The organism is Salinibacterium sp. SWN167 (genome assembly GCF_015864665.1).
Classification (GTDB): domain Bacteria; phylum Actinomycetota; class Actinomycetes; order Actinomycetales; family Microbacteriaceae; genus Rhodoglobus.
This window is the reverse complement of the sequence record NZ_JADYWU010000001.1, coordinates 130,983-152,906: the sequence shown is the minus strand read 5'-3', so window position 1 is coordinate 152,906 and position 21,924 is coordinate 130,983. Positions and strand designations below refer to the sequence as shown.

Annotated in this window: 18 protein-coding genes; 12 read left to right on the top strand and 6 right to left on the bottom strand. The window is 62.0% G+C overall.

The genetic code is table 11. The features are described 5' to 3' along the window. The first annotated feature begins 109 nt into the window (after positions 1-109). From I6E60_RS00715 to I6E60_RS00685, 7 genes are all read left to right on the top strand, one after another. On the top strand, positions 110-1,018 hold the full coding sequence (locus tag I6E60_RS00715; RefSeq protein ID WP_197122079.1) for an endonuclease/exonuclease/phosphatase family protein: 909 nt from the start codon (positions 110-112) through the stop codon (positions 1,016-1,018). 67 nt (positions 1,019-1,085) lie between these two features. Beyond that, a complete protein-coding gene (locus tag I6E60_RS00710; protein WP_197122076.1) occupies positions 1,086-1,634 on the top strand; it encodes a thioesterase family protein in 549 nt (182 codons plus the stop codon). A 255-nt stretch (positions 1,635-1,889) separates the two neighbouring features. After that, positions 1,890-3,203, top strand: a complete 1,314-nt coding sequence (locus tag I6E60_RS00705; RefSeq protein WP_197178358.1) for an extracellular solute-binding protein — start codon at positions 1,890-1,892, stop codon at positions 3,201-3,203. A 69-nt stretch (positions 3,204-3,272) separates the two neighbouring features. Further along, on the top strand, positions 3,273-4,370 hold the full coding sequence (locus tag I6E60_RS00700) for a carbohydrate ABC transporter permease (RefSeq protein ID WP_197122070.1): 1,098 nt from the start codon (positions 3,273-3,275) through the stop codon (positions 4,368-4,370). After that, entirely contained in the window at positions 4,367-5,278 is a 912-nt protein-coding gene (locus I6E60_RS00695; protein WP_197122067.1) for a carbohydrate ABC transporter permease, read from the top strand. The genes I6E60_RS00700 and I6E60_RS00695 overlap by 4 nt, the downstream gene beginning before the upstream one ends. After that, positions 5,278-6,699 carry a GH1 family beta-glucosidase gene (locus I6E60_RS00690; protein WP_197178357.1) on the top strand — a complete coding sequence of 474 codons (1,422 nt, stop codon included), beginning with the start codon at positions 5,278-5,280 and terminating at the stop codon, positions 6,697-6,699. Before I6E60_RS00695 ends, I6E60_RS00690 begins: the two co-directional genes overlap by 1 nt. Positions 6,700-6,767: 68 nt before the next feature. After that, positions 6,768-7,760, top strand: coding sequence for a LacI family DNA-binding transcriptional regulator (locus tag I6E60_RS00685; protein WP_197122061.1), 993 nt, complete (start codon positions 6,768-6,770; stop codon positions 7,758-7,760). A 28-nt stretch (positions 7,761-7,788) separates the two neighbouring features. Here I6E60_RS00685 and I6E60_RS00680 read toward each other — a convergent pair whose 3' ends face one another. Beyond that, on the bottom strand, positions 7,789-8,682 hold the full coding sequence (locus I6E60_RS00680) for a LysR family transcriptional regulator (RefSeq protein WP_197122059.1): 894 nt from the start codon (positions 8,680-8,682) through the stop codon (positions 7,789-7,791). A gap of 127 nt (positions 8,683-8,809) precedes the next feature. Between I6E60_RS00680 and I6E60_RS00675 the strand changes: the two genes are divergently transcribed. Both I6E60_RS00675 and I6E60_RS00670 read left to right on the top strand, forming a co-directional pair. After that, positions 8,810-12,280, top strand: a complete 3,471-nt coding sequence (locus I6E60_RS00675; RefSeq protein ID WP_197178356.1) for a bifunctional proline dehydrogenase/L-glutamate gamma-semialdehyde dehydrogenase — start codon at positions 8,810-8,812, stop codon at positions 12,278-12,280. A gap of 76 nt (positions 12,281-12,356) precedes the next feature. Next, positions 12,357-13,169 (top strand): aldo/keto reductase, encoded by an 813-nt coding sequence (locus I6E60_RS00670; protein WP_197122053.1) that lies wholly within the window; start codon positions 12,357-12,359, stop codon positions 13,167-13,169. A 30-nt stretch (positions 13,170-13,199) separates the two neighbouring features. Here the strand turns inward: I6E60_RS00670 and I6E60_RS00665 are convergent, their stop codons facing one another. Genes I6E60_RS00665 through I6E60_RS00655 form a run of 3 tightly spaced genes read right to left on the bottom strand, consistent with a single transcriptional unit; the run spans position 13,200 to position 16,051 of the window. Then, entirely contained in the window at positions 13,200-14,225 is a 1,026-nt protein-coding gene (locus tag I6E60_RS00665; protein ID WP_231601082.1) for a zinc-binding alcohol dehydrogenase family protein, read from the bottom strand. Between the two features lie 48 nt (positions 14,226-14,273). Beyond that, on the bottom strand, positions 14,274-14,981 hold the full coding sequence (locus tag I6E60_RS00660; RefSeq protein ID WP_197122047.1) for an ABC transporter ATP-binding protein: 708 nt from the start codon (positions 14,979-14,981) through the stop codon (positions 14,274-14,276). After that, the gene (locus tag I6E60_RS00655; RefSeq protein WP_197178355.1) at positions 14,978-16,051 is read right to left on the bottom strand and encodes an ABC transporter permease; all 1,074 of its coding nucleotides are present in this window, start codon (positions 16,049-16,051) and stop codon (positions 14,978-14,980) included. Before I6E60_RS00655 ends, I6E60_RS00660 begins: the two co-directional genes overlap by 4 nt. A gap of 163 nt (positions 16,052-16,214) precedes the next feature. On the opposite strand from I6E60_RS00655, the gene I6E60_RS00650 reads away from it, so the two are divergent. Together I6E60_RS00650 and I6E60_RS00645 are read left to right on the top strand one after the other, a co-directional pair. Then, positions 16,215-17,429 carry a sensor histidine kinase gene (locus I6E60_RS00650; protein ID WP_197178353.1) on the top strand — a complete coding sequence of 405 codons (1,215 nt, stop codon included), beginning with the start codon at positions 16,215-16,217 and terminating at the stop codon, positions 17,427-17,429. Continuing rightward, positions 17,426-18,046, top strand: a complete 621-nt coding sequence (locus I6E60_RS00645; protein WP_197122038.1) for a response regulator transcription factor — start codon at positions 17,426-17,428, stop codon at positions 18,044-18,046. Before I6E60_RS00650 ends, I6E60_RS00645 begins: the two co-directional genes overlap by 4 nt. A gap of 46 nt (positions 18,047-18,092) precedes the next feature. On the opposite strand, the gene I6E60_RS00640 is transcribed toward I6E60_RS00645, so the two are convergent. After that, complete coding sequence (locus I6E60_RS00640) at positions 18,093-18,488, bottom strand: GntR family transcriptional regulator (RefSeq protein ID WP_197178351.1); 396 nt, start codon at positions 18,486-18,488, stop codon at positions 18,093-18,095. A gap of 153 nt (positions 18,489-18,641) precedes the next feature. On the opposite strand from I6E60_RS00640, the gene ppsA reads away from it, so the two are divergent. Continuing rightward, positions 18,642-21,038: a phosphoenolpyruvate synthase gene (ppsA, locus tag I6E60_RS00635; RefSeq protein ID WP_197178349.1), complete on the top strand. Its 2,397-nt coding sequence runs from the start codon at positions 18,642-18,644 to the stop codon at positions 21,036-21,038. On the opposite strand, the gene I6E60_RS00630 is transcribed toward ppsA, so the two are convergent. Beyond that, entirely contained in the window at positions 21,035-21,922 is an 888-nt protein-coding gene (locus tag I6E60_RS00630) for a fructose bisphosphate aldolase (RefSeq protein ID WP_197178346.1), read from the bottom strand. The two genes, ppsA and I6E60_RS00630, sit on opposite strands and share 4 nt — an antisense overlap. Between the last annotated feature and the right edge of the window lie 2 nt (positions 21,923-21,924).

Sequence of the window (21,924 nt, the reverse complement as noted above, 5' to 3'; positions counted from 1 at the left end):
CATCGTCGTTGACCCGTGCCGCAACCGCGCAGATCGACAAGTCGTTGCGGCGAGGCATTTCACGCGCCCGACCCCACCGAAACACCACACCACGCCTTAGGCTGGAACTATGACGGGAATCACCACCCCACGGTCGAAGCACTTTTCTGCGCTCGCCCCGGAGCGTGAGCCCCAATTGGCGTTCCCGCCCCGCGGTAGCTCGATGATTGGCCCCGTCGACGCCCCCGGTTTGCATGTGATGACCTACAACATCCGTCGTCGCGGCCCAGAACTTTTGCCACGCAGCCCTGACCTGTGGAGACGCCGCAAGCCGTTGATGGCACGTCTCCTCGCTGCCGAACAACCAGCGCTGGTCGGCGTGCAAGAGGCACTATTCACTCAGGCGCGGTTTGTTGGCCAATCGTTGGGGGAGCACTATCGTTCGCTCGGCCACGGTCGCGAAAGGAACACGGGTGGCGAAGGCTGCCCCATCTTTTACGATTCCACTCGTCTGCAGGTGGTCGAGTGGCGGCAGTCCGCGCTCTCCGATACTCCGAATGTTCCGGGATCGGTCTCGTGGGGCAATCGCACCCCGCGCGTCGTGGTGGAAGCGATCTTCCGTGACCTCGCCACCGGCATCCACTTTCAGGCCGTGAATACGCATCTCGATCACCGTTCCCGCACGTCGCGCCTTCACTCTGCTGACGCGTTGAGAAACATCGTGCAGGCGACTCCGTATCCGACCATCATGACCGGCGATTTCAATACGGATGCTGACACTCACCCTTATGACCAGCTGACCGGTAACGGGCTGCTGGTCGACACGTGGAACACCGCCGAGGAGCGTCTCACCCAGGTGTGGGGAACGTTCCCCAATTACGGCCCGCCGAAGCACAATCGCAAACGAATTGACTGGGTGCTTGCAACGCCCGACGTGACCGTCCTGCAGACAGGCATCAACGTCACGCGGTATTCGGGCGGCTGGCCGTCGGATCATGCGCCAGTGCAGGCCGTTGTGCGTTTTGTTGGGGCGAAATAGCTCCACGCGCTAGAGCATCCCCACAAACGATTTACGGACTCGATCACGATTCACCTAATCTGGGCGAGTGAACCTGATCTTCCGCACCATCCTTCATCGCTTCCTCAGCACACGTCGTTCGCCGCTCGGCATCACTGATGTCGGCAGCATGACGATGCGGGTGCTGCCCACGGATGTCGACTTGCTGCGCCACATGAACAATGGCCGCTACTTCTCGATCATGGACATCGGCCGCATGGATCTCCTTATCCGCGCCGGCGGCTGGCAGAAGCTGCGGGCTAAAGGCTTTTACCCCGTCATGGCCAACGAGACCATCAGCTTTCGCAAGTCGCTCGATCTGTGGAAAGAATTTCAGCTTGAGAGCCGCGTCGTTGGCTACGACGAGAAAGCCGTCTTCGTGGAACAACGCTTCGTTGTCGATGGTCAGATTTATGCCCAGGCCATGACCCGCGCGCGTTTTCTCAAGAGCTCCGGCGGCACCGTGCCCGTAGCCGAATTGCTCGAAACCATCGGATGGGATGCCCCTGCCCCGGCCATGCCTGAGTGGGTTCAAGAGTGGGCTGATCACGTCGCGCTACCCGTTAGTCGCGTCGAAGCCCCCAGCGTCTGGGAGTAAGCGCCTTCAGTTTTCTTCGCCAACCCCTGCACCTCGCCGCATAACGGGCCGGGGCGCGGGGGTTGTGCTGGTTTCCGGGCCGTCCCGCACCGCAAGCGTTTGCAGTCATTTGTGTGACTTTCGCGGATGTGAGAGCGCTCTCTTGACATTCGAGAGAGCGCTCTCATAAGATCAGTCTGCAATCGTGAGAGCGCTCTCATTCCTGATGGGGGTCTCTTTCGGACACCAATAACCCTCATTCACAAGGAAGTGACCGTGAAATCTCAACGACGCACCAAGATGGTTGCAGCCGTCGCCGGCGCAGCATCTCTCGCTCTTCTCGCCACCGGTTGTTCAGCAACTGACGGTGGAGACAGCGATGGCCCCATCACCCTCACCGTGACCACCTTCGGCACGATGGGACTCGACGGATTGTACGCAGCGTACGAAGCCGAGAACCCCAACATCACCATCAAGGCAACCAACATCGACACCGGTGGAAACGCGTTGACCGACTGGAAGACCAAGCAGGCAGCAGGCGCCGGTCTCGCCGACGTGCAGGCCGTTGAAGAAGGATGGCTCGGCCAGGTCATGCAGGTCTCCGACACGTTCGTTGACCTCAGCGAATATGGCGCAGACGACATCAAGGACCGCTGGGTCGACTGGAAGCTCGCTCAGGGCACCGACGCCGACGGCCGCATCATCGGTTACGGAACCGACATCGGCCCTGAGGGCCTCTGCTACAACGGAGACCTCCTCGAAGCCGCCGGAATGCCCGGCGACCGCGACGCCGTAGCCGAACTCTTCGGTGGCGACAGCGCGACGTGGGAAGACTTCTTCCAGGTTGGCAAGGACTACAACGCAGCAACCGGCGCAGCCTTCTACGACCACTCCGGCTTCGTCTGGAACGCCATGGTCAACCAGCTTGACGAGGGCTACTACACCGCAGACGGTGAGATCGACATCGAAGGCAACGCCGACCTCAAGTCGCAGTGGGACCTCCTCGCCGACGGTGCAGCATCCGGCCTCTCGGCTGAGCAGAGCGCGTGGGACTGGGGCGGGGGAAAGGCCTTCACTGATGGCTCTTTCGCTACGTTCATGTGCCCTGGCTGGATGCTCGGTGTTGTCAAGGGACAGGTTGAAGCAGCAGGCGGAGACGCCACAAGCGGCTGGGACTTCGCAGACGTCTTCCCCGGTGGAGCAGCAAACTGGGGCGGCGCCTTCCTGACCGTTCCGACCCAGTCGGAGCACCCTGCTGAGGCAGCAAAGCTCGCCGCTTACCTGACCTCGGCTGAGTCCGAAGTTGCCGCCTTCCAGGCTGCAGGAACCTTCCCCAGCGTTGTCGCAGCGCAGACGGATGACGGAGTCACCGGCAGCAGCGAACTCAGCACCTTCTTCAACGATGCTCCCATCGGCACGATCCTCGGATCGCGTGCAGAAGGCGTAACCGCTCAGTTCAAGGGTCCGAACGACGCCGTTATTCAGGAGCAGGTCTTCGGTCCTGCCACCAAGGAACTCGACTCGGGTGTTGACGGCGACACCGCGTGGAACAACGCGCTTGAGGTTCTAAAGAACCTCGACCTCAACTAGTCCACAGCAGCAATTGAGGCCCCCGGTCATCCCCTGGCCGGGGGCCTCACTTCTTGAAAGCGATATCTCATGACGACGATGACGAGCCCGCCGAGACCTGATTCAGGTGAGGCGAAGAAGCGCTCCGAGCGCAATGCGACACGGCTCACCCGGCGGCAGCGTCTGAGTCGCCTCGACGTGAAAGCGTCCCCCTACCTCTATATCGCCCCCTTCTTTGTGCTCTTCGCACTCATCGGGCTCTTCCCCCTCGTCTACACGTTTGTTGTCTCGCTCAACGACTGGGACATCCTGAGCGGTGCCGGTGAATGGATCGGCTTCGACAACTATGTCGCCGAGCTCAACGACCCCTACTTCTGGAACTCGCTCTTCAACACGATGAGCATCTTCCTGCTCAGCGCGATTCCGCAGCTGGTCGCCGCCGTCTTCATCGCGGCCCTGCTCGACCAAAACCTTCGCGCCAAAACCTTCTGGCGCATGAGCATTCTGATCCCGTACATCGTGACCCCGGTCGCGGTCGCCATCATCTTCTCGAGTGCGTTCGGCGAAAAGTACGGGCTCATCAACAACATCCTGACCTCCTTCAACATTGATCCTGTGTTGTGGAAGAGCGAAGTCTTCCCCAGCCACTTCGCCATCGCCACGATGGTCAACTGGCGCTGGACCGGCTACAACGCGCTCATTCTTCTCGCCGCGATGCAGGCTGTTCCCCGCGACATTTACGAATCGGCAGCCCTGGATGGAGCGGGCGCCGTGCGTCGGTTCTTCTCGATGACGCTGCCGAGCATCCGCCCCACCATGATCTTCGTGATCATTACCGCCACGATCGGTGGCCTGCAGATCTTCACCGAACCGAAGCTATTTAACCCCACCAGTGCGAACCTCGGCGGTGCTCATCGCGAGTACCAAACCACCGTGCTGTACCTGTGGGACATGGCGTTCAACCGCGGTGACTTCGGCAAGGCCTCCGCCATCGCGTGGCTGCTGTTCATCATCATCGTCGGCATCGGAATGCTGAATTTCTGGATTTCGCGCAAGATCGCCTCGACCGAAGTGAAGGTCATTTCGAAGCGCCGAGCCAAGAAACTTGCGCGCTACCGCGCCACCACCGCGGCCAACCCCACCGGCGTGCCAGCGGCATCCGTCGTAGACGAGGAGAAGAGCTCATGAGCACCACGAGCCCCACACGAACCCCCGATCGCGCCGCCGACAAGCAGGCCCTAGCGGACGAGAAGCGCCGTGGTCGCGGCCGCGCCCGTGGACTCGCCGAACGCCCCGGCTTCTTGATCTACGGTCTGCTGATGGCCCTGTTCCTCGGCGGTTCGTACCCGCTGTGGTGGTCGTACGTTGTTGGCTCGAGCGACAACACGGCCATCACCGCCACCTGGCCACCGTTGCTGCCCGGCGGTCGCTTCTGGATCAACGTTGGCGAAGTGCTCTCCACCGTTCCGTTCTGGCAGTCGCTGCTGAACAGCATCATCGTCTCGACGATCATCACGACCTCGGTGATCTTCTTCTCGACTCTGGCCGGCTATGCGTTCGCGAAGCTGCGCTTCAAAGGCCGCGAAGGACTCATGATCTTCGTGATCGCCACGCTTGCGGTGCCAACCCAACTCGGCATCATCCCGCAGTTCATGCTCATGAAAGAGCTCGGCTGGACGGGCACCCTCGGCGCTGTTGTCGTGCCAACGCTCGTGACAGCATTCGGGGTGTTCTTCATGCGCCAATATTTGGTGGATGTCATTCCCGACGAACTCATCGAAGCGGCCCGTGTCGACGGGGCCAATATGTTCCGCACCTTCTGGAACGTCGGAATCCCCGCGGCCCGCCCCGCGATGGCGATTCTCGGACTCTTCACCTTCATGACCGCGTGGACCGATTACTTGTGGCCGCTGTTGGTTGCACCACAAAATCCGACCCTGCAGGTTGCGCTGAGTCAGCTGCAGAGCGCAAAATACGTGGACTACTCGGTCGTGCTTTCGGGAGCGGTGCTCGCCACCTTGCCGCTGCTCATCATCTTCATTCTCGCCGGACGGCAACTCGTCTCGGGCATCATGGCAGGAGCAGTAAAAGGCTAATGAACACTCTCACCACCACCTGGCCGAAAGGCTTCCTCTGGGGATCCGCCACCGCCGCTGCCCAGATCGAGGGAGCAGCTCACGAAGGCGGCAAAGAGGATTCCATCTGGGATCACTATGCCCGCCAGCCGCTCGCCGTCGCCAACGGAGACACCCCCGAAATTGCGGTCGACCACTACTACCGCATGAACGATGACGTGCAGTTGATGAAGAAGCTGGGGCTCGATTCCTACCGCTTCTCCACCAGCTGGGCCCGTGTTGTTCCCGGCGACCGCGAGCCCAACGCCGAGGGCCTCGACTTCTACAGTCGACTTGTTGACTCGCTGCTGGAGGCCGGCATCCTGCCGTGGCTCACTCTCTATCACTGGGATCTGCCGCAGGCTCTTCAAGAGAAAGGCGGATGGGCGAACCGCGACACCGCGTACCGTTTCGCTGACTATGCCGAGGCTGTCTATACCGCGCTTGGCGATCGCGTCAGCCACTGGACTACCTTCAACGAGCCACTCTGCTCGTCGCTGATTGGCTACATTGCCGGCGAGCACGCTCCCGGTCTCACCGACCCGAACCAGGGTCTGGCTGCGCTGCATCACCAGCACCTCGCGCACGGCCTTGCCGCCGAACGACTGCGCAAGCTCGCTGCAGCCCAGGGCCGCGAGATTGAGCTCGGCATCACGCTCAACCTCACCAACGCCGTGCCGAACGACCCGAACGATCCCGTCGACCTCGACGCCGCACGCCGCATCGACGGCATCTGGAACCGCATGTTCCTCGAGCCCCTCGTGCTGGGCGCCTACCCGGCCGACGTCATTGACGACATGCGCGAGTACGACTTCGAGCAGTATGTGCAGGAGGGCGACCTTGAGATCATCTCCGCCCCCATCGACTTCTTGGGAGTGAACCACTACCACGATGACAACGTGAGTGGGCATCCCGCTCCCGCCGACGCTGCGCCCGGACTTCGCCCCACCACAAAGCCCGGTCGCTCCATGTTTGTCGGCAGCGAGTTCGTGACGATGCCCCCTCGCGACCTTCCGCGAACGGCCATGGACTGGGAGGTCAACCCGAGCGGGCTACGCCGCCTGCTTGTGCGCCTCGGCAAGGAATATCCCACTCTGCCGCCGCTGTATGTCACCGAAAATGGCGCGTCGTACGACGACACCCGCGTCGGCGACACCATCGATGACCCGAAGCGTGCCAGCTACATCGCCCAGCACATTCAGGCGGTCGCGGATGCCATTGCCGACGGCGCTGATGTGCGCGGCTACTTCGTGTGGTCGCTCCTCGACAACTTCGAATGGGCGTGGGGCTACAACAAGCGTTTCGGGATTGTTTACGTCGATTACGACACCCAGGAGCGCATCCCGAAGCGCAGCGCCACGGAGTATGCAGCCCACATCGCTGCCACGAAGAAGGCCTCCTGATCGTTAGGGTTAGGCAGGACCTTCTAGGAGAGAGCGAGCTCGTGGCGGAGAAACTGCGCAGCGGGGCCATGCCAACACTCGAAATGGTGGCGGCACAGGCAGGCGTTTCGCGCGCCACCGTGTCTCGCGTTGTGAACGGTTCTCCTAAGGTGAGCGCGGATGTTGCCACTGTCGTTCAGGCCGCCATCGACGAGCTCAATTACGTGCCCAATCGCGCTGCCCGCTCGCTCGTGAGTCGCAAGACGCAGGCCATCGCGATGGTGGTTCCGGAATCGGCAGCCAAGGTCTTCGATGACCCCTTCTTCGCAGCGGTTGTGCAGGGCGTTGCGCTTTACCTCGAAGACACCGATTACACGCTCAACATGATCATCGAGTCAGGGGCCGCATCACACAAGACGCGGCGCTATCTCCTCGGCGGCAACGTCGATGGCGCTCTCGTGGTCTCGCACCACACGGGCGACCACTCCTACTCTGAGCTCAGCCGCACCCTGCCTGTCGTGTTCGGTGGGCGCCCGCTCAGCGACGTGGGCGGCGACAACTACTACGTGGATGTCGACAACTTTGCTGGTGCCTGCACTGCCGTTGAGCATTTGATCGCTTCCGGTCGCACCAAGCTGGCCACGATCGCTGGCCCGCAAGATATGCCCCCGGGCGTTGACCGTCTTTCTGCCTTCCACGCCACTCTCGAAAAACACGGTCTCACGAGCGATCTCGTGGAAGTCGGCGACTTCTCTCCGCCTTCCGGCGCAGACGCAATGCGACGCCTGCTGGCCCGCGGCGAGCCCATCGACGGCATCTTCGCCGCCAACGACCAGATGGCCATCGGTGCCTATTCGGCCATCCGCGAAGCCGGGCTCTCCGTGCCCGACGATATCGCCGTGGTCGGTTTCGACGACGATAACTATGGGAGCACCGCGACTCCACCACTGACGACAGTGCGTCAACCCTCCGTCGAGATGGGCCGCCGCATGGCCGAAATGATTGTCGGCCTGATTGAAAACCGACCAGTCGACACCGTGACGACCCTCGATACTGAGCTCGTCATCCGCGATTCTGCGTAGTCAGGTTTCGCCACTGAAGCCGTCGCGGCTACTCCGGCGCGAGCGCGAGCACGACCCGCTCAAGCACTTCTCGGCACGCCACAATCGATGGCCGGCTGACGCTCGAGTCGCGCACTGAGGTGAAGACGGTGCGGCGGGGGAGGCCCGGCATAGGCCTCAGGGCGACGGTCGGCGTGCGGCTGCCCCAGACGAGCCCCGGCAAGATTGCAGTGGCGTGGCCTGATTCAACGAGACGGATGTGGGCCTGAAGGTCGGCGGTTTCGTAGCGAACGTCGGGCTCTATCCCCGCGCGGCGGCACTGCTGTTCTGCCCAGTGGCGGGAGGCGGTGCCTCGGGGTTCCATCACCCAGGCACTCTGGGTGGTGTCGGCGAGACTCATGATTCCACTCTCGTGAGGAACAGCGAGCGAGAGCTCGTCGGCATAGAGGGGGAGCATGTCGAGATCGGGATGCCGGGGTGCGGCATGGCCGGGATACTGTTCGGCGATCACGAGGTCGAATTCACGCGTCCAGGTTTCGAAGAGTGCACTTTCGGGTTCGCGCTGGGTCATCTCGATGCGCAGTTGGGGGTGTTCTTCGGCAATGATGCTGAGCGCTTGGGGGATGATGCCGAGCGCTGCCGATTGGAATACGGCGAGACGTACTTTTCCGCGCACTTCAGTGAGCGAGGAGTGGATCTCCGCTTCCATGAGTTCGAGGCGTTCGAGGAGGGCGACAGTGTGCTCGACGAGGAGCTCGGCTTCGGGGGTGAGCTGCACGCGGCGACCCGCTTTAACGAGCAGTGGAACCCGCGCTTCTTCTTCAAGAAGAGCGAGCTGTTGGGAGACTGCAGACGGCGTGTAACTGAGGGCGTTCGCCACCGCGGCGATGGTTCCGCGAAGCTTGAGTTCTCGCAAAAGTCGCAGCCGTCTAACATCGAGCATTTCTCCGCCAATCGTTAACTAATTCTAACTGAAACCATGCGATTTCCGTCGCTTTTGCTAAAGGCACTCCCGGGCGCACACTGAGAGTTCCAGCCACAATCCCGTTCGGAGGCCTATTCTCGTGAGCATGTCAACTTCTACCGACAACCTCGATGCTTCACACCAGCAGATTGCCGACCAAACGGTAGCCACCGTTCGCCGGTGGCTGGCCGAAAGTGAAGAGTTTCCCACCGACGCGAGTGCCACGCGCCTTGCCGGTGTGCTGAAAGACCCGAACGGACTCGAGTTCACTCTTGGCTTCATTGACACCGTTGTGCGTCCCGAAGATTTGCGTGTCGCCGGCCGCAACCTCGAGCGCCTCACGCACATCATCCCGGCCTTCCTGCCGTGGTACCTCCGCTTCGCGATCATGGTCGGTGGCGGCTTCGCACCTCTGCTCCCGTGGATCATCGTCCCGATCGCTCGTCGCGTTCTCCGCGGCATGGTCGGCCACCTCATCATCGATGCCACTCCCGCCAAGCTCGACAAGGCCCTCGTGCACTTGCGTCGTGAAGGCGTCAACCTCAACCTCAACCTGCTCGGCGAAGCCGTTCTTGGTGACGACGAGGCAGACAAGCGCCTCGCCGGAACGCGCGCGCTTCTGAACCGGGATGACGTTGACTACGTCTCCATCAAGGTGTCGTCGGTCGTGTCCCAACTTTCCATGTGGGCCTTCGACGAGACCGTCGACCGTGTTGTCGACCGCCTCACCCCGCTCTACCTGCTTGCGCTGCGCTCGCCGCAGAAGAAGTTCATCAACCTCGACATGGAAGAGTTCAAAGACCTCGACCTCACGATCGCGGTCTTCGAGAAGCTTCTCGACCAGCCAGAACTACTCGAACTTGAAGCGGGTATCGTGCTTCAGGCGTATCTGCCGGATGCCCTCACCGCGCTGCAGGAACTCACCCGCTGGTCGATGGAACGTCGCGCTCGCGGCGGTGCCGGCATCAAGGTGCGCGTTGTTAAGGGCGCCAACCTCGCGATGGAACACGTTGACGCGGTAACTCACCACTGGCCCATGGCCACGTGGGGAACTAAGCAAGACACCGACACTCACTACAAGCGCGTGCTCGACTGGGCATTCACCCCTGAGCACGTGGATGCCGTGCGCATCGGTGTTGCTGGCCACAACCTCTTCGACATTGCATTCGCCTGGCACCTCGCTCAAGAGCGAGGCGTAACGCACGGCATTGAGTTCGAAATGCTCCTCGGAATGGCTACTGGCCAGGCCGAAGCGGTCCGAAAGGACGTCGGCAGCCTGCTGCTGTACACGCCCGTTGTTCAGCCGACCGAGTTCGACTCGGCCATCAGCTACCTCGTGCGTCGCCTCGAAGAGAACGCCAGCACCGAGAACTTCATGTCGGGGTTGTTCGAACTCTCCAGCAACGAACACATCTTCGTGCGCGAGCAAGACCGTTTCTTGGCTTCGCTCGCGAACCTCGACGTGCCGGCTCAGACCACCAACCGCATTCAGGACCGCTCCACACCTGCTGCGATCATCGGCGAGCGTCCCTTCGATAACGTTGCCGACACTGATCCCGCCATTGGCGATAACCGCACGTGGGGTCGCGCGATCTTGGCACGCAGTGGAGAGTCGCAGCTCGGTGTCGACACCGTCACGGCTGGGGCAGTCAGCACCGCCGAACAGATGAAGAGCATCCTCGAGTCGACAACGGCTGCAGGACGCCGCTGGGGTGCGATGCCCGCCGCTGAGCGCGCCGCAATCTTGCACCGTGCCGGTGACGCCATCGAGAACTCCCGTGCCCGCCTCATCGAGGTCATGGCCAACGAAGCAGGCAAGACCATTGCTGAAGGCGACGTTGAAGTAAGTGAAGCGATCGACTTCGCGCACTACTACGCAGAGCGCTCGCTCGACCTTGAAAAGATCGAAGACGCCACCTTTGTTCCGTCGGGGCTTATCGTCGTTACCCCGCCGTGGAACTTCCCGGTCGCCATTCCGGCAGGGAGCGTCCTTTCGGCTCTCGCCTCCGGCAGCGGCGTCATCATCAAGCCCGCGAAGCTCTCGCAGCGCAGCGCCGCAGTGATGGTCGAAGCTCTCTGGGAAGCCGGAGTGCCGCGCGACGTGCTCACGTTTGTTGATTTGAAGGATCGTGAACTCGGTCGCGTCATGATTGCCGACCCTGCCGTTGACCGCGTCATCCTGACCGGTGCGTGGGAGACCGCAGCAATGTTCCGTTCCTGGCGCAATGACCTGCCGATTCTCGCGGAGACCAGTGGAAAGAACGCGATCATCGTGACGCCGAGCGCAGATCTCGACCTCGCCGTCGCCGACGTCACCAAGAGCGCCTTCGGACACGCAGGGCAAAAGTGCTCAGCGGCCTCTCTCGTGATCTTGGTCGGTTCGGTCGGGAGGAGCGAACGGTTCGAGCGCCAGCTTGTTGACTCGGTACGCACCCTGCGCGTTGGCCTCCCTCAGGACCCTCTCACCATGATGGGCCCGATCGTTGAGCCTGCTCAGGGCAAGTTGCTCAACGCCCTCACCACCCTCGCTCCCGGCGAGAGCTGGCTCGTGAAGCCACGTCAGCTTGATGACGAAGGCAAGCAGTGGACTCCCGGAGTTCGCACCGGGGTCGCGTCGGGCAGCGAATTCCACATGACCGAATACTTCGGTCCCGTTCTCGGCGTGATGCGTGCCAAGAACCTCACCGAAGCGATCGAGATGCAGAACGCCGTGGACTACGGACTGACTGCGGGCATCCACTCGCTCGATCCCACCGAGGTTGCTCGCTGGCTCGATGAGGTTCAGGCCGGAAACGCCTACGTCAACCGTGGAATCACCGGCGCCATCGTTCGCCGCCAGCCCTTTGGCGGTTGGAAGCGTTCAGCCGTCGGCTGTCACGCCAAGGCTGGCGGACCCAACTACCTGATGACACTCGGGCAGTGGAAGGCTGTAGAGCAGCCCGCCGCTCGCGACATTCAGGTGCGCGGTCTCAGCGACCAGGTCTCTTCGGTTATCAAGAAAGCACAGTCGGGCATGGAGTTCGACGAGTTCGACCGTGTTCGTCGTGCCGCCGAAAGCGACCAGCGCGCGTGGGAGACAGAGTTCGGTGTTAGCCGCGACGTGTCAGGACTCGGCGTCGAACGCAACGTCTTCCGTTATCGCCCGGTGCCCGTCACCATTCGCCTGTCGGACGGTCAACCGCTTGGCAGCCTGGTGCGCATGATCGCCGGTGCTGCTCGTATTGGCGCGACCATTCACATCAGCTCGGCTATTCCATTGCCGTCGCTGCTCACCGAATCATTCGAGTCGGGAAATGCCGGAGTCTCGGTCGCTCAGGTTCGAGTCGAGTCGGATGCTCGCTGGAACGAGCGTGCGGCTAAGGGCGAGTTGAAGACGAGCCGGGTGCGCCTCATCGGTGGTTCCTCTGTCGATCTCGCAGAAGCCGTTGGCGGAAACCCTGACGTCGCTGTGTGGTCGGGAGAGGTCACGACATCCGGTCGCGTTGAACTGCTGATCTTCGTGCAAGAGCAGTCACTGTCGATTACAGCACACCGCTTCGGAAACCCTGATCTGGCCATGGCCGCACTCGAGGTCTAAAGAACTCACAGGGTGTGCGGGGATTCGCTACAGCGAGTCCTCGCACACTGTCCTGAGCGTCGTTTAGCCTAAGAGGATGATCCCCTCGATTCCTCTCAACGACGGCCACAGCATCCCCCAGCTTGGTCTTGGCACGTGGCCGCTCAGCGATGCCGAAGTCGCTGTTGTTGTTCCAACCGCCATCGAACTCGGGTATCGCCACATCGATACGGCGGTGCGCTACGGCAACGAAGCGGGCGTCGGCGAGGGCATCCGGCGCAGCGGCATTGATCGCGACGAACTCTTCGTCACGACCAAACTCGATGGTGACTTTCAAGGCGACGACCTCGCGATTGAGGGGCTGCGCGACAGCCTCGAACGCCTCGACCTCGAGTATGTTGACCTACTGCTGATCCACTGGCCTCGACCAGAACTCGACAAGTTCCTCTCCACGTGGCGTACCTTCGAGAAGCTCAAAGCAGATGGCTTTGTGCGCTCGATCGGGGTCTCAAATTTCAAGCCGGCCCACCTTGAAGTGCTGGCGGATGCGGGCGCTACCGTTCCGGCCGTGAACCAGGTTGACCTCTCGCCGACCAACGCTCGCCTCGCCGACCGGGCGTATCACGACTCCCGCGGAATCGTCACGGAATCGTGGAGCCCCATCAAGGGCGTGCTCGACCAGCCGGTGTTGCTCGAGATCGCGGCCAAGCACGAGCGCTCAGCGGCTCAGATCGCGCTGCGCTGGCACCTGCAGAATGGCCTCGTCGCAATCCCGAAGTCGGCCAACCCCGACAGGCTGGCCGACAACATTGCGGTCTTCGACTTCGAACTCGACTCGCGCGACCTCGATGCCATTGCGGCGATCGACGTGCCGGGGTCCGGTGCTGACTCCGACCAGATCGGTCACTAGGCGCCACGGCGCAACCGCGGGCGGTTCTCGCTAGCTCGCGAGGGGCTCGTTCGTTACGACGACCTTGCCGAGCGTGCGACCGGTCTCGACGCTGGCGTGCGCGAGGCGCAGCTGCTCGGCGTTCAGCGGGCTGAAGGCCGAGGTCATGGTGCTGCGGATGGTGCCGGCGTCGATCATTTCGCCGACCGTGGTGAGAAGCTCGTGCTGCACCACCATGTCGGCCGTGGTGAAGACCGACCGCGTGAACATGAGTTCGGAGTGCCACGAGAGGCTCTTGCCGCCGAACAGGCCGAGGTCGACCAGGCCGGGGTTGTCGGTGGCGACGATCTCACCGAAGGGGTTCAAGATCTCGACGAAGGCCTCGATCTGGCCCACGGTGTTGGTGCTGTAGATGTAGTCGATTCCCTCGGGGGCGACGCGCTTCACGTCTTCGGTGAGGTGTTCGCCGTGACGGACTACCTCATCCGCTCCGAGCGAGCGAACCCACTCTTGGCTGGCTTCGCGACCGGCGGAGGCGATGATGCGGATGCCGGGGGTGCGTGCCTTGAGAAGCTGGATGATCATCGAGCCCACGCCGCCAGCGCCGCCGACGACGAGCAGGGTTCCCGTGCTCTCGGCGGTGAGCTTGAGCTTGTCGAACAGGCCCTCCCACGCGGTGAGAGTGGTGAGGGGGAGTGCAGCGGCTTCGGCGAAGGTGGCCGACTTCGGCTTGGTGCCGACGATGCGCTCGTCAACGGCCTGAAGTTCAGCGTTGGAGCCGGAACGGCCCATCGCTCCCGCGTAGTACACCTCGTCGCCGACGGCATACAGGGTGACGTCGCTGCCCACGGCCGCGACGGTTCCAGCGGCGTCGAAACCGAGGACGGTCGGGACCCCACCCGGATCCATGTCGGAGCGAACCTTCACGTCGGCGGGGTTCACAGAAACGGCGACGACCTTCACGAGGAGGTCGTGCGGCCCCACGGCAGGAACCGGAAGAGTCACATCTTCCAGGCTCGTGGGGTCGTCGATGGGCAAAGCATGCGAGTACGCTACGGCGTTCATGGTGTCGGTCATGGCCATAATGCTCCTGCATGACCCCTAGTTACCCGCAAGGGAGTGAGGTTACCCGACGGTAACCGGCACCTCGCTGCGCACCGACTCGAGCGCGCCATCCACCATGTTCATGACCGCGTGCATACGGGGGAGATGAACAAGATCGTGGGTGACGAGCAGCGTTGAGGTGTTGCGTTCGTCGGTGAGACGCAGGATGAGTTCGATGATGCTCGCGCCGCGCTCCTGGTCGAGGGCACTGGTCGGTTCATCGACGAGGAGCACTTTCGGGTCGTTCATGAGCGCCCGCGCGATGTTGACGCGCTGACGCTGACCGCCCGAAAGCTGATGCGGACGCTTGTGAGCCTGGTCGGCCAAGCCAACGGCATCCAGCAGCTCGCGAGCGTGGGCGGTAACCGCGGCACGCTTGCCACGGCTGTGCGGGGCACCGAGCTCGTTCATGACGGCGAGCTGTTCCAGCGCGGTGAGCGAAGGCAGCAGGTTCGACTGCTGAAAGACGATACCGATGCTGTCGCGGCGTAGCACGGTGGCTTCGGCGGCCGACAGCTGGGCGGCATCCACGTCATCGATCATGACGCGACCGGAGTCGGGGCGGATGAGCGTGGCGGCGACGGCCAGCAGGCTCGACTTGCCCGAACCGCTCGGGCCGGTGATGCCCGTGACGGTGCCGGGGCGGGCACTGAGCGTGACATGGTCGACGGCCGTGACGCGGCCTTCGCCGTCGGGGAAGGTGAGGGTGACGTTGTTTAGGTGGATCATCGGGTGCTCCCCAGGGCAGTGAGTGGATCGGCGGTAGTGACGGAACGCAGGGCGAAAGCAGCACCGGCAAGGCCGAGCACAATCATGATGACGCCGGGCAGCAGGGTGGTGAAGGGGCTCAGGATGAACGGCAGCGCGCTGCCCATCAGTACCCCAAGAAGGGCCGTGATGCCGATGCCGATTCCGACACCGATCAGCAGCACGATGAGGGCCTGACCGAGGGCGTCGCGGATGAGTGACGAGGTGGATGCTCCGAGCGCTTTCAGCATCGCGATGTCAGCCTTGCGCTGCATCGTCCACACCGTGAAGAACGCGCCGATCACGAGGGCCGAAATGCCGAACAGCATCGCGACCATCAGTAGCAGCGAACCGATCTCTGAGCGGAACGAACTCACGGCGGTCAGCGACAGGAGAACCGAGTTGCTGAGGGTGTCAGCGTCAGCATTGATGGCATCCCAGTCGGCGTCGCCGTTGACCGCAATGGCGGTGGCGTAGGCATCCGGGTTTCCGGTCGTGGCGGAGTAACCCTGCCAGTCTTCGAGGGTCATCTGAACGACAGGCGTGTGGTTGTACCACCAGTTGCCGCTGACCTTCTCGACCGTGTAGTCGGTGCCGGCAACCGTGATGGTGTCGCCGGTGGAAACGTCGAGGGCGGTGGCGGCATCCTCCGAGAGGCCGACCTTGCCGTCGCCGCTCGGGGCGGTCTCATCGAAACCGGCAACGACTCCGAAGACGGCGATGGAAGTGCTCGACTCGGGCGACTCGGCCTTGGTCTGCGAAACTCCGATGGGGTTGGCCGACTCGACACCGTCAGCGTTAGCCCAGATGTTTGCCTGCTTCTCAGTGACGTTCGAGTCGGAGAAGCTGGCTTCATCCGCTCCCTTGCTGCTCGGGGTGGCGAACACGAGCTGGTCAGCCGGCAACGACAGAACACCAGAAATGTTCTGGGCAGCGAGCCCACCAGTGAGGCCACTCAGAAAGCCGACGAGCAACGTGATGAGGGCGACGACTGTGCCAATGAGCACGAATCGTCCGCGGGCGAAGCGCAGATCGCGCCAGGCAACAAACATGGGGAGTCCTTTCGGCGTCGACGAATGGCGACAGTAACCAGCATCCTCGTGTGGGCGCGGTAGGGCATCGGCCGGGAGGGTACCTTTCGTGGCGCATAGTGCGGAGGGCACAATCATCCTTTCGATGGATAGAAGCACTCGTGCGCGGCAGTAGGGTCGAATTATGAGCCACACTGCGTTGACCCCCGTTTTTGTGGGGTTGCGCACCAGTTTGCACATCCTCTTTGTCGCTTTGACTGTGCTCGTGGTGGTGCGTGCGCTTGTCGATGGCAACCCGAACATGGTGGCGGTGATTGCGCTCGCCGCACTGTTGCTCATCACTTACGGTTTCGGCGGTTATTTGGCGAGACATGCGATGAGTTCGGGGGCGAGCGCGCAGTCGGTGACGGCCTACCTGTGGGCACTGGTCTTGTCGGCAGAATGGCTCGTGCTGGTGTGGTTGAGCCCGGATGCCGCCTACCTGGTGTTCCCCCTGTTCTTTCTTTATCTGCACCTGTTGCCGCGCGGCTGGCGCACCCTCGCCGTGCTGGGATCGACGTTGCTGGCCATCGCCGCTCTCGGTCTTCACAGCGAATGGACTGTGGGTGGCGTGGTGGGGCCACTCGTCGGAGCGGGCGTTGCGATCGTGATTGGTCTTGGCTACAAATCACTCGCGGCTGAGGCTGCAGACCGCGAACTGTTGGTGAAGCAACTCCTCGAGACGCGCGACCAGTTGGCGCAGACCGAACGCGAATCCGGGGTGCTGGCAGAGCGAGCGAGACTCGCCCGCGAGATTCATGACACCGTCGCGCAGGGGTTGTCGAGCATCCAGATGCTGCTGCATGCTGCTGAACGTGCTGACCCGGATGCTGTGGGCCTCGAACACGTGCGCCTTGCCCGTGAGACTGCGGCCGCCAATCTCGCCGACACTCGTAACTTCATTCGCGAGCTCGCCCCGGCGGCACTCGTGGCGCAGGGGATGGGCGCGGCTTTGCGTCGTCTCGCTGAAACCCAGTGGCAGACCCCCGAGCGTGAGATCCGGGTGCGGGTGGCGGATGCTCTTGACCTGCCGATGCCCGTGCAGACCGCGCTATTGCGCATCGCCCAGGGGGCGATGGCGAACGTCGTGCAGCACTCGGAGGCAACGCAGGCCACGATCTCCATCGAGCGAAATGATTCGGATGTGCGGCTCATGATTGCTGACAACGGGCGAGGGTTCGATCCCGAACGAGCGGAGGCAGCATCGGCTCGAGGGTTCACTGATTCCTTCGGGCTAACGGCAACCCGCGAACGTGTCGAACAACTGGGTGGCACGTTGACGGTGGAGTCGAGCCCCGGCGCTGGCACCACGGTGACGGTTGATCTGATGCTGAGCCCATCGGCGGGGGAGACGGCATGATCCGGGTGGCGATTGCCGACGATCATCCGGTCGTCCGCGCTGGTTTGCGTGCCTTGCTCGAACACGAAACTGACCTCACCGTCGTGGGGGAAGCGGCCACGCCGGATGAAGCTTTTGCGCTCGTGCAGTCGGCGAACCCGAGCGTGATTTTGATGGACCTGCAGTTCGGGGAGCTGGAGTCGGGGGCGGAGGTCACGCGCCGGATCCGCGCGCTCGACGCTGCCCCGTACGTGTTGGTTCTCACCAACTACGACACCGATGGCGACATCCTGGGTGCCGTAGAAGCTGGTGCCAGCGGGTATCTACTGAAGGATGCGCCGCCCCATGAGTTGATTGCGGCCGTTCGTGCTGCGGCTGCGGGCGAGAGCGCTTTGGCTCCCGTGATCGCTGGCCGGTTGCTAGACCGGATGCGGGCTCCGCAAGTGAGTCTGAGCAAGCGCGAGATCGAGGTGCTGGAGCGCGTCGCCGCCGGGATGTCGAACGCGGCGATCGCGGGAGAAATCTTTGTCTCGCAAACGACGGTGAAGTCTCACCTGGTGCACATTTTTTCGAAGCTAAATGTGTCGTCGCGTACCGCTGCAGTGTCGAAGGCGCGCGAACTGGGAGTGCTGCGGTAGTTCAGGCTGCAGCGCTCGTTCGGCCCGCTGCTGTTGTTCTGGTCGACTAACCCTTGAGGGCGATCGCGACGAAACGCTGTGCTTCGTCCGTGCTGATGCCGAGCTCTGCTGCGCGGTTGGCGTAGGCCCGGGCCTCAAGTTGGAGAAGCGCTGCGGCATCGCCAGGCTGAGCCTTGACGACAGTGCCATTGCGGCCGCGCGAGTGCAGAAAACCGTCAGCCTCGAGTTCGCGGTAGGCCCGCGCCACGGTATTGGGGGCGATGCCGAGGTCGGTGGCCAGCTGTCGCACGGTTGCGAGCTTGGTGCCAGCCAGAAGCTCACCACTCGCGATCTGAGCGATGGCTTGAGCTTTGATCTGCTCGAACGGCGGAGTGGACGCTGCCGTATCGATCTCGAAAGTGACAGGACTTTCGGTCGGTGTGCGACGCCACGATTCAGCCATGGTTGATTCTCTCACACAGGATTTGGCGGCATCGGAAGCTCTTCACAGCATTGGCTGAGTCTCTTGTGGGCGCCCCTAGAGAGGATGCGGCAATAGTCGTAGAGTTCACACCATAGGCAGTGGTAACTCCGTGAAAAACGTGGGAGGCACGATATGGGCAAGCAGCATGTGATGTGGTTCGAAGACCTTGGCATCGGAGATGTTCCGATTGTGGGGGGAAAGAATGCGTCGCTGGGCGAAATGGTTCGCACTCTTGAGAGCGAGGGCGTGCGGGTGCCGCCAGGGTTCGCGACTACCGCTGATGCCTATCGATCGTTCGTTGATGTGAACGGGATTGCAACAGCCGCACGGGCGCAGCTTGATCGCTTTCATGCCGGGAGTGCGAGCTTGCGCGAAACGGGGGAAGCACTGCGCGAGTTGTTCCTCAGCAGCGAGTTTCCTGAGGGCATTGCGGAAGAGATCCGCGCTTCCTATCGCCAGCTTGCCGCCCGTTCGGGCGAAACAAACCCCGCGGTTGCAGTACGCAGCAGCGCCACGGCCGAAGACCTTCCCGATGCCAGTTTCGCCGGTCAGCAAGAGACCTTCCTGAATGTGCGGGGTGAGCGAGAGCTTCTGGATGCCTGCCGCCGTTGCTACGCCTCGTTGTTCACCGACCGCGCGATCAGCTATCGCGAGGTCAAAGAATTTGATCATCTGGATGCGGCGCTGTCGATTGGCGTGCAGCGCATGGTGCGGTCGGATGTTGGCGGCTCCGGGGTGATGTTCTCTATCGACACGGAGAGCGGTTTTCCCCGTGTCGCGGTAATTAGCGCCGCGTGGGGACTCGGCGAAACTGTTGTTCAGGGAACGGTAAACCCCGACAAGTACCTCGTGTTCAAACCCCTGTTGGAGACGCCGGGGTGTTCGCCGATTGTCGAAAAAACTCTGGGCGCCAAGTCGCGCAAGATGATTTACAGCAAGGGCGGCAGCGCGCGCACGCGCATGGTCGATACCTCGGAGAGGGAACAGCAGTCGTTCGTGCTTGTTGATGCCGAAATTCTGCAGTTAGCGCGGTGGGCAGTGGTCGTCGAGGCGCACTATGGCCGCCCGATGGATATGGAATGGGCCAAGGATGGCGTGACGGGCGAGTTATTCATCGTGCAAGCGCGCCCCGAGACCGTGCAGGCCCGCAAGACGGGTACGCGATTCACCACCCACCATCTCACTCAGGATGGCCCGCTTCTCATCTCTGGCGCCGCCATCGGCGATGCAATTGCCACCGGTTCGGCGTGTGTGATCCGGGACCCCGCCGACATCGAGAACTTTCGTGACGGGGCGATTCTGGTCACTGAAATGACCGACCCGGACTGGGTCCCGATCATGACCCGGGCCTCGGGAATTGTCACTGATCATGGTGGTCCGACAAGCCATGCGGCGATCGTCAGCCGTGAACTCGGTATCCCCGCTGTCGTCGGAACCGGCACCGCTACCGAGGTGCTGAAAGAGGGCCAAGAAATCACCCTGTCCTGTGCGGAAGGCGACCAAGGCCACATCTACGACGGCACCCTCACCTTTGAGACCGAGGAGCTTGACCCCGCGACACAGTCGGCAACACGCACAGCAGTGATGGTGAATATTGCGAGCCCAGCGGCAGCCTTCCAGTGGTGGCGGTTGCCCGCAGCCGGGGTTGGTCTAGCCCGGATGGAATTCATCATCAATAATCTGATCACGATTCATCCGATGGCCCTGGTACATCCCGAACTGGTCACTGATCAGAGTGAGCGTCAACAGATCGAGGAGCTCACGCGCGGCTTTGACGACCCCACGGAGTTCTTTGTGGAGACCCTGGCACTAGGGATTGCCAAACTTGCTACGCCGTATCATCCGCTGCCAGTGATCGTGAGGCTCAGCGACTTCAAAACGAATGAGTACGCGCACCTCATTGGTGGCAGTGTTTTCGAGCACTCTGAAGAGAACCCGATGCTCGGCTTCCGGGGAGCGTCGCGCTATTACAGCCCGCGCTATCGCGAAGGCTTTGACCTTGAATGTCGTGCGCTCAAGCGCGTGCGCGAGCAGATTGGATTCGCCAACATCATCATCATGGTGCCGTTCTGTCGCACTGTGGCCGAGGCCGATCGTGTTCTGGCCGTGATGGCAGAGAACGGCTTGGTGCGCGGCGAAAATGGGCTTCAGGTTTACATGATGTGCGAGATTCCCGCCAACGTGATTCTGGCCGAAAAGTTTGCCACCCGGTTCGATGGTTTCTCGATCGGTTCCAACGACTTGACCCAATTGGTACTCGGTGTTGATCGTGACTCAGAAGAGTTGGCAGCGCTTTTTGACGAGCGGGATGAGGCGGTCACGTCCATGATCAGCCAAGCTATCCAGAAAGCCCACGCCGCTGGCATCAAGATCGGGATTTGCGGGCAGGGCCCCAGCAACTACCCCGACTTTGCGGCGTTCCTCGTCAACGAGGGAATCGACTCCATTTCGCTCAACCCCGACAGCTTCATGAAGACGGTTCCCCATATCGCTGACGCTGAGGCTGCCGTCGAGGCGCGCGACCGCTAGGTGGCGGATGCCCCGAAGATGCTCTTGATCGACTCCTCCAGAGTCGCGGTGAACTCGTCGTCGCTCTGCTGAATAGTGAGCCCCTCCGTGAGTGCCCGCGAAAAGCTCGCCACTACGCCGTGCTGACGGGAGAGGCGAGCGTTGGCCTCTGCGCGGCTGTAGCCGCCTGAGAGCGCGAGCACTCGCAGCACGTTCGGGTGGGCCACGAGGTTTGCGTAAAAGTCATCGACTTCGGGAAGCGTCAGCTTGAGCATGACGTACTGGTCTGCGCCGAGGGAGTCGAGCTGTTCGAGGAGCGAGGCCTTGAGCATCCGCTCGGCTTCATGCTTGCTTGGCGAATGGATGTCGATCTCAGGCTCAATGATCGGCACAAGACCGGCCGCCAGAATCTGACGGCTGATCTCGAATTGTTGGTCAACGATTGTCTGCACGCCTGCCGCGTTACCAAGCAGGATCAGCGATCGCATTTTGGTGCCGAAGATGCCGTTATCGAGAGCGCGGGCCAGCACCGCGTCGAGTCCGGGCAGCGGGTTCATCAACTGAGCTCCGTCGACCTCGCGCTGGAGGCCCTTATCTACTTTGAGAAAGGGAACGATGTTCTTGACGTTCCACAAGTAATCGGCGCTGAGGTGGCCCTCGATCTGACGGTCCATTGTCTGCTCGAACAAAATCGCGCCCAGGATGCGGTCACCGTTGAAGCTGGCGTTGGTGACGATGCGTGTGCGCATCGCATGGACGAGATCGAACATCTCCTCGTCGTCAGAGTAGGAGTCATCCTGAATGCCATAGAGCTTCAGGGCTTTCGGCGTGCTGCCACCGCTCTGATCGAGAGCCGCAATGAAGCCGTCAGCGTCCTTGATCTTGGTGAACTGCAATTCATTCATGG

What these genes read in the sequence shown, in the direction of transcription:
- I6E60_RS00680 (WP_197122059.1), bottom strand. Translation starts at nt 8,682, where the DNA reads ATGCTCGATGTTAGACGGCTGCGACTTTTGCGAGAACTCAAGCTTCGC.
- I6E60_RS00630 (WP_197178346.1), bottom strand. Translation starts at nt 21,922, where the DNA reads ATGAATGAATTGCAGTTCACCAAGATCAAGGACGCTGACGGCTTCATT.
- I6E60_RS00690 (WP_197178357.1), top strand. Translation starts at nt 5,278, where the DNA reads ATGAACACTCTCACCACCACCTGGCCGAAAGGCTTCCTCTGGGGATCC.
- I6E60_RS00660 (WP_197122047.1), bottom strand. Translation starts at nt 14,981, where the DNA reads ATGATCCACCTAAACAACGTCACCCTCACCTTCCCCGACGGCGAAGGC.
- I6E60_RS00655 (WP_197178355.1), bottom strand. Translation starts at nt 16,051, where the DNA reads ATGTTTGTTGCCTGGCGCGATCTGCGCTTCGCCCGCGGACGATTCGTG.
- I6E60_RS00700 (WP_197122070.1), top strand. Translation starts at nt 3,273, where the DNA reads ATGACGACGATGACGAGCCCGCCGAGACCTGATTCAGGTGAGGCGAAG.
- I6E60_RS00695 (WP_197122067.1), top strand. Translation starts at nt 4,367, where the DNA reads ATGAGCACCACGAGCCCCACACGAACCCCCGATCGCGCCGCCGACAAG.
- I6E60_RS00645 (WP_197122038.1), top strand. Translation starts at nt 17,426, where the DNA reads ATGATCCGGGTGGCGATTGCCGACGATCATCCGGTCGTCCGCGCTGGT.
- I6E60_RS00685 (WP_197122061.1), top strand. Translation starts at nt 6,768, where the DNA reads ATGCCAACACTCGAAATGGTGGCGGCACAGGCAGGCGTTTCGCGCGCC.
- I6E60_RS00670 (WP_197122053.1), top strand. Translation starts at nt 12,357, where the DNA reads ATGATCCCCTCGATTCCTCTCAACGACGGCCACAGCATCCCCCAGCTT.
- ppsA (WP_197178349.1), top strand. Translation starts at nt 18,642, where the DNA reads ATGGGCAAGCAGCATGTGATGTGGTTCGAAGACCTTGGCATCGGAGAT.
- I6E60_RS00675 (WP_197178356.1), top strand. Translation starts at nt 8,810, where the DNA reads ATGTCAACTTCTACCGACAACCTCGATGCTTCACACCAGCAGATTGCC.
- I6E60_RS00665 (WP_231601082.1), bottom strand. Translation starts at nt 14,225, where the DNA reads ATGACCGACACCATGAACGCCGTAGCGTACTCGCATGCTTTGCCCATC.
- I6E60_RS00715 (WP_197122079.1), top strand. Translation starts at nt 110, where the DNA reads ATGACGGGAATCACCACCCCACGGTCGAAGCACTTTTCTGCGCTCGCC.
- I6E60_RS00640 (WP_197178351.1), bottom strand. Translation starts at nt 18,488, where the DNA reads ATGGCTGAATCGTGGCGTCGCACACCGACCGAAAGTCCTGTCACTTTC.
- I6E60_RS00650 (WP_197178353.1), top strand. Translation starts at nt 16,215, where the DNA reads ATGAGCCACACTGCGTTGACCCCCGTTTTTGTGGGGTTGCGCACCAGT.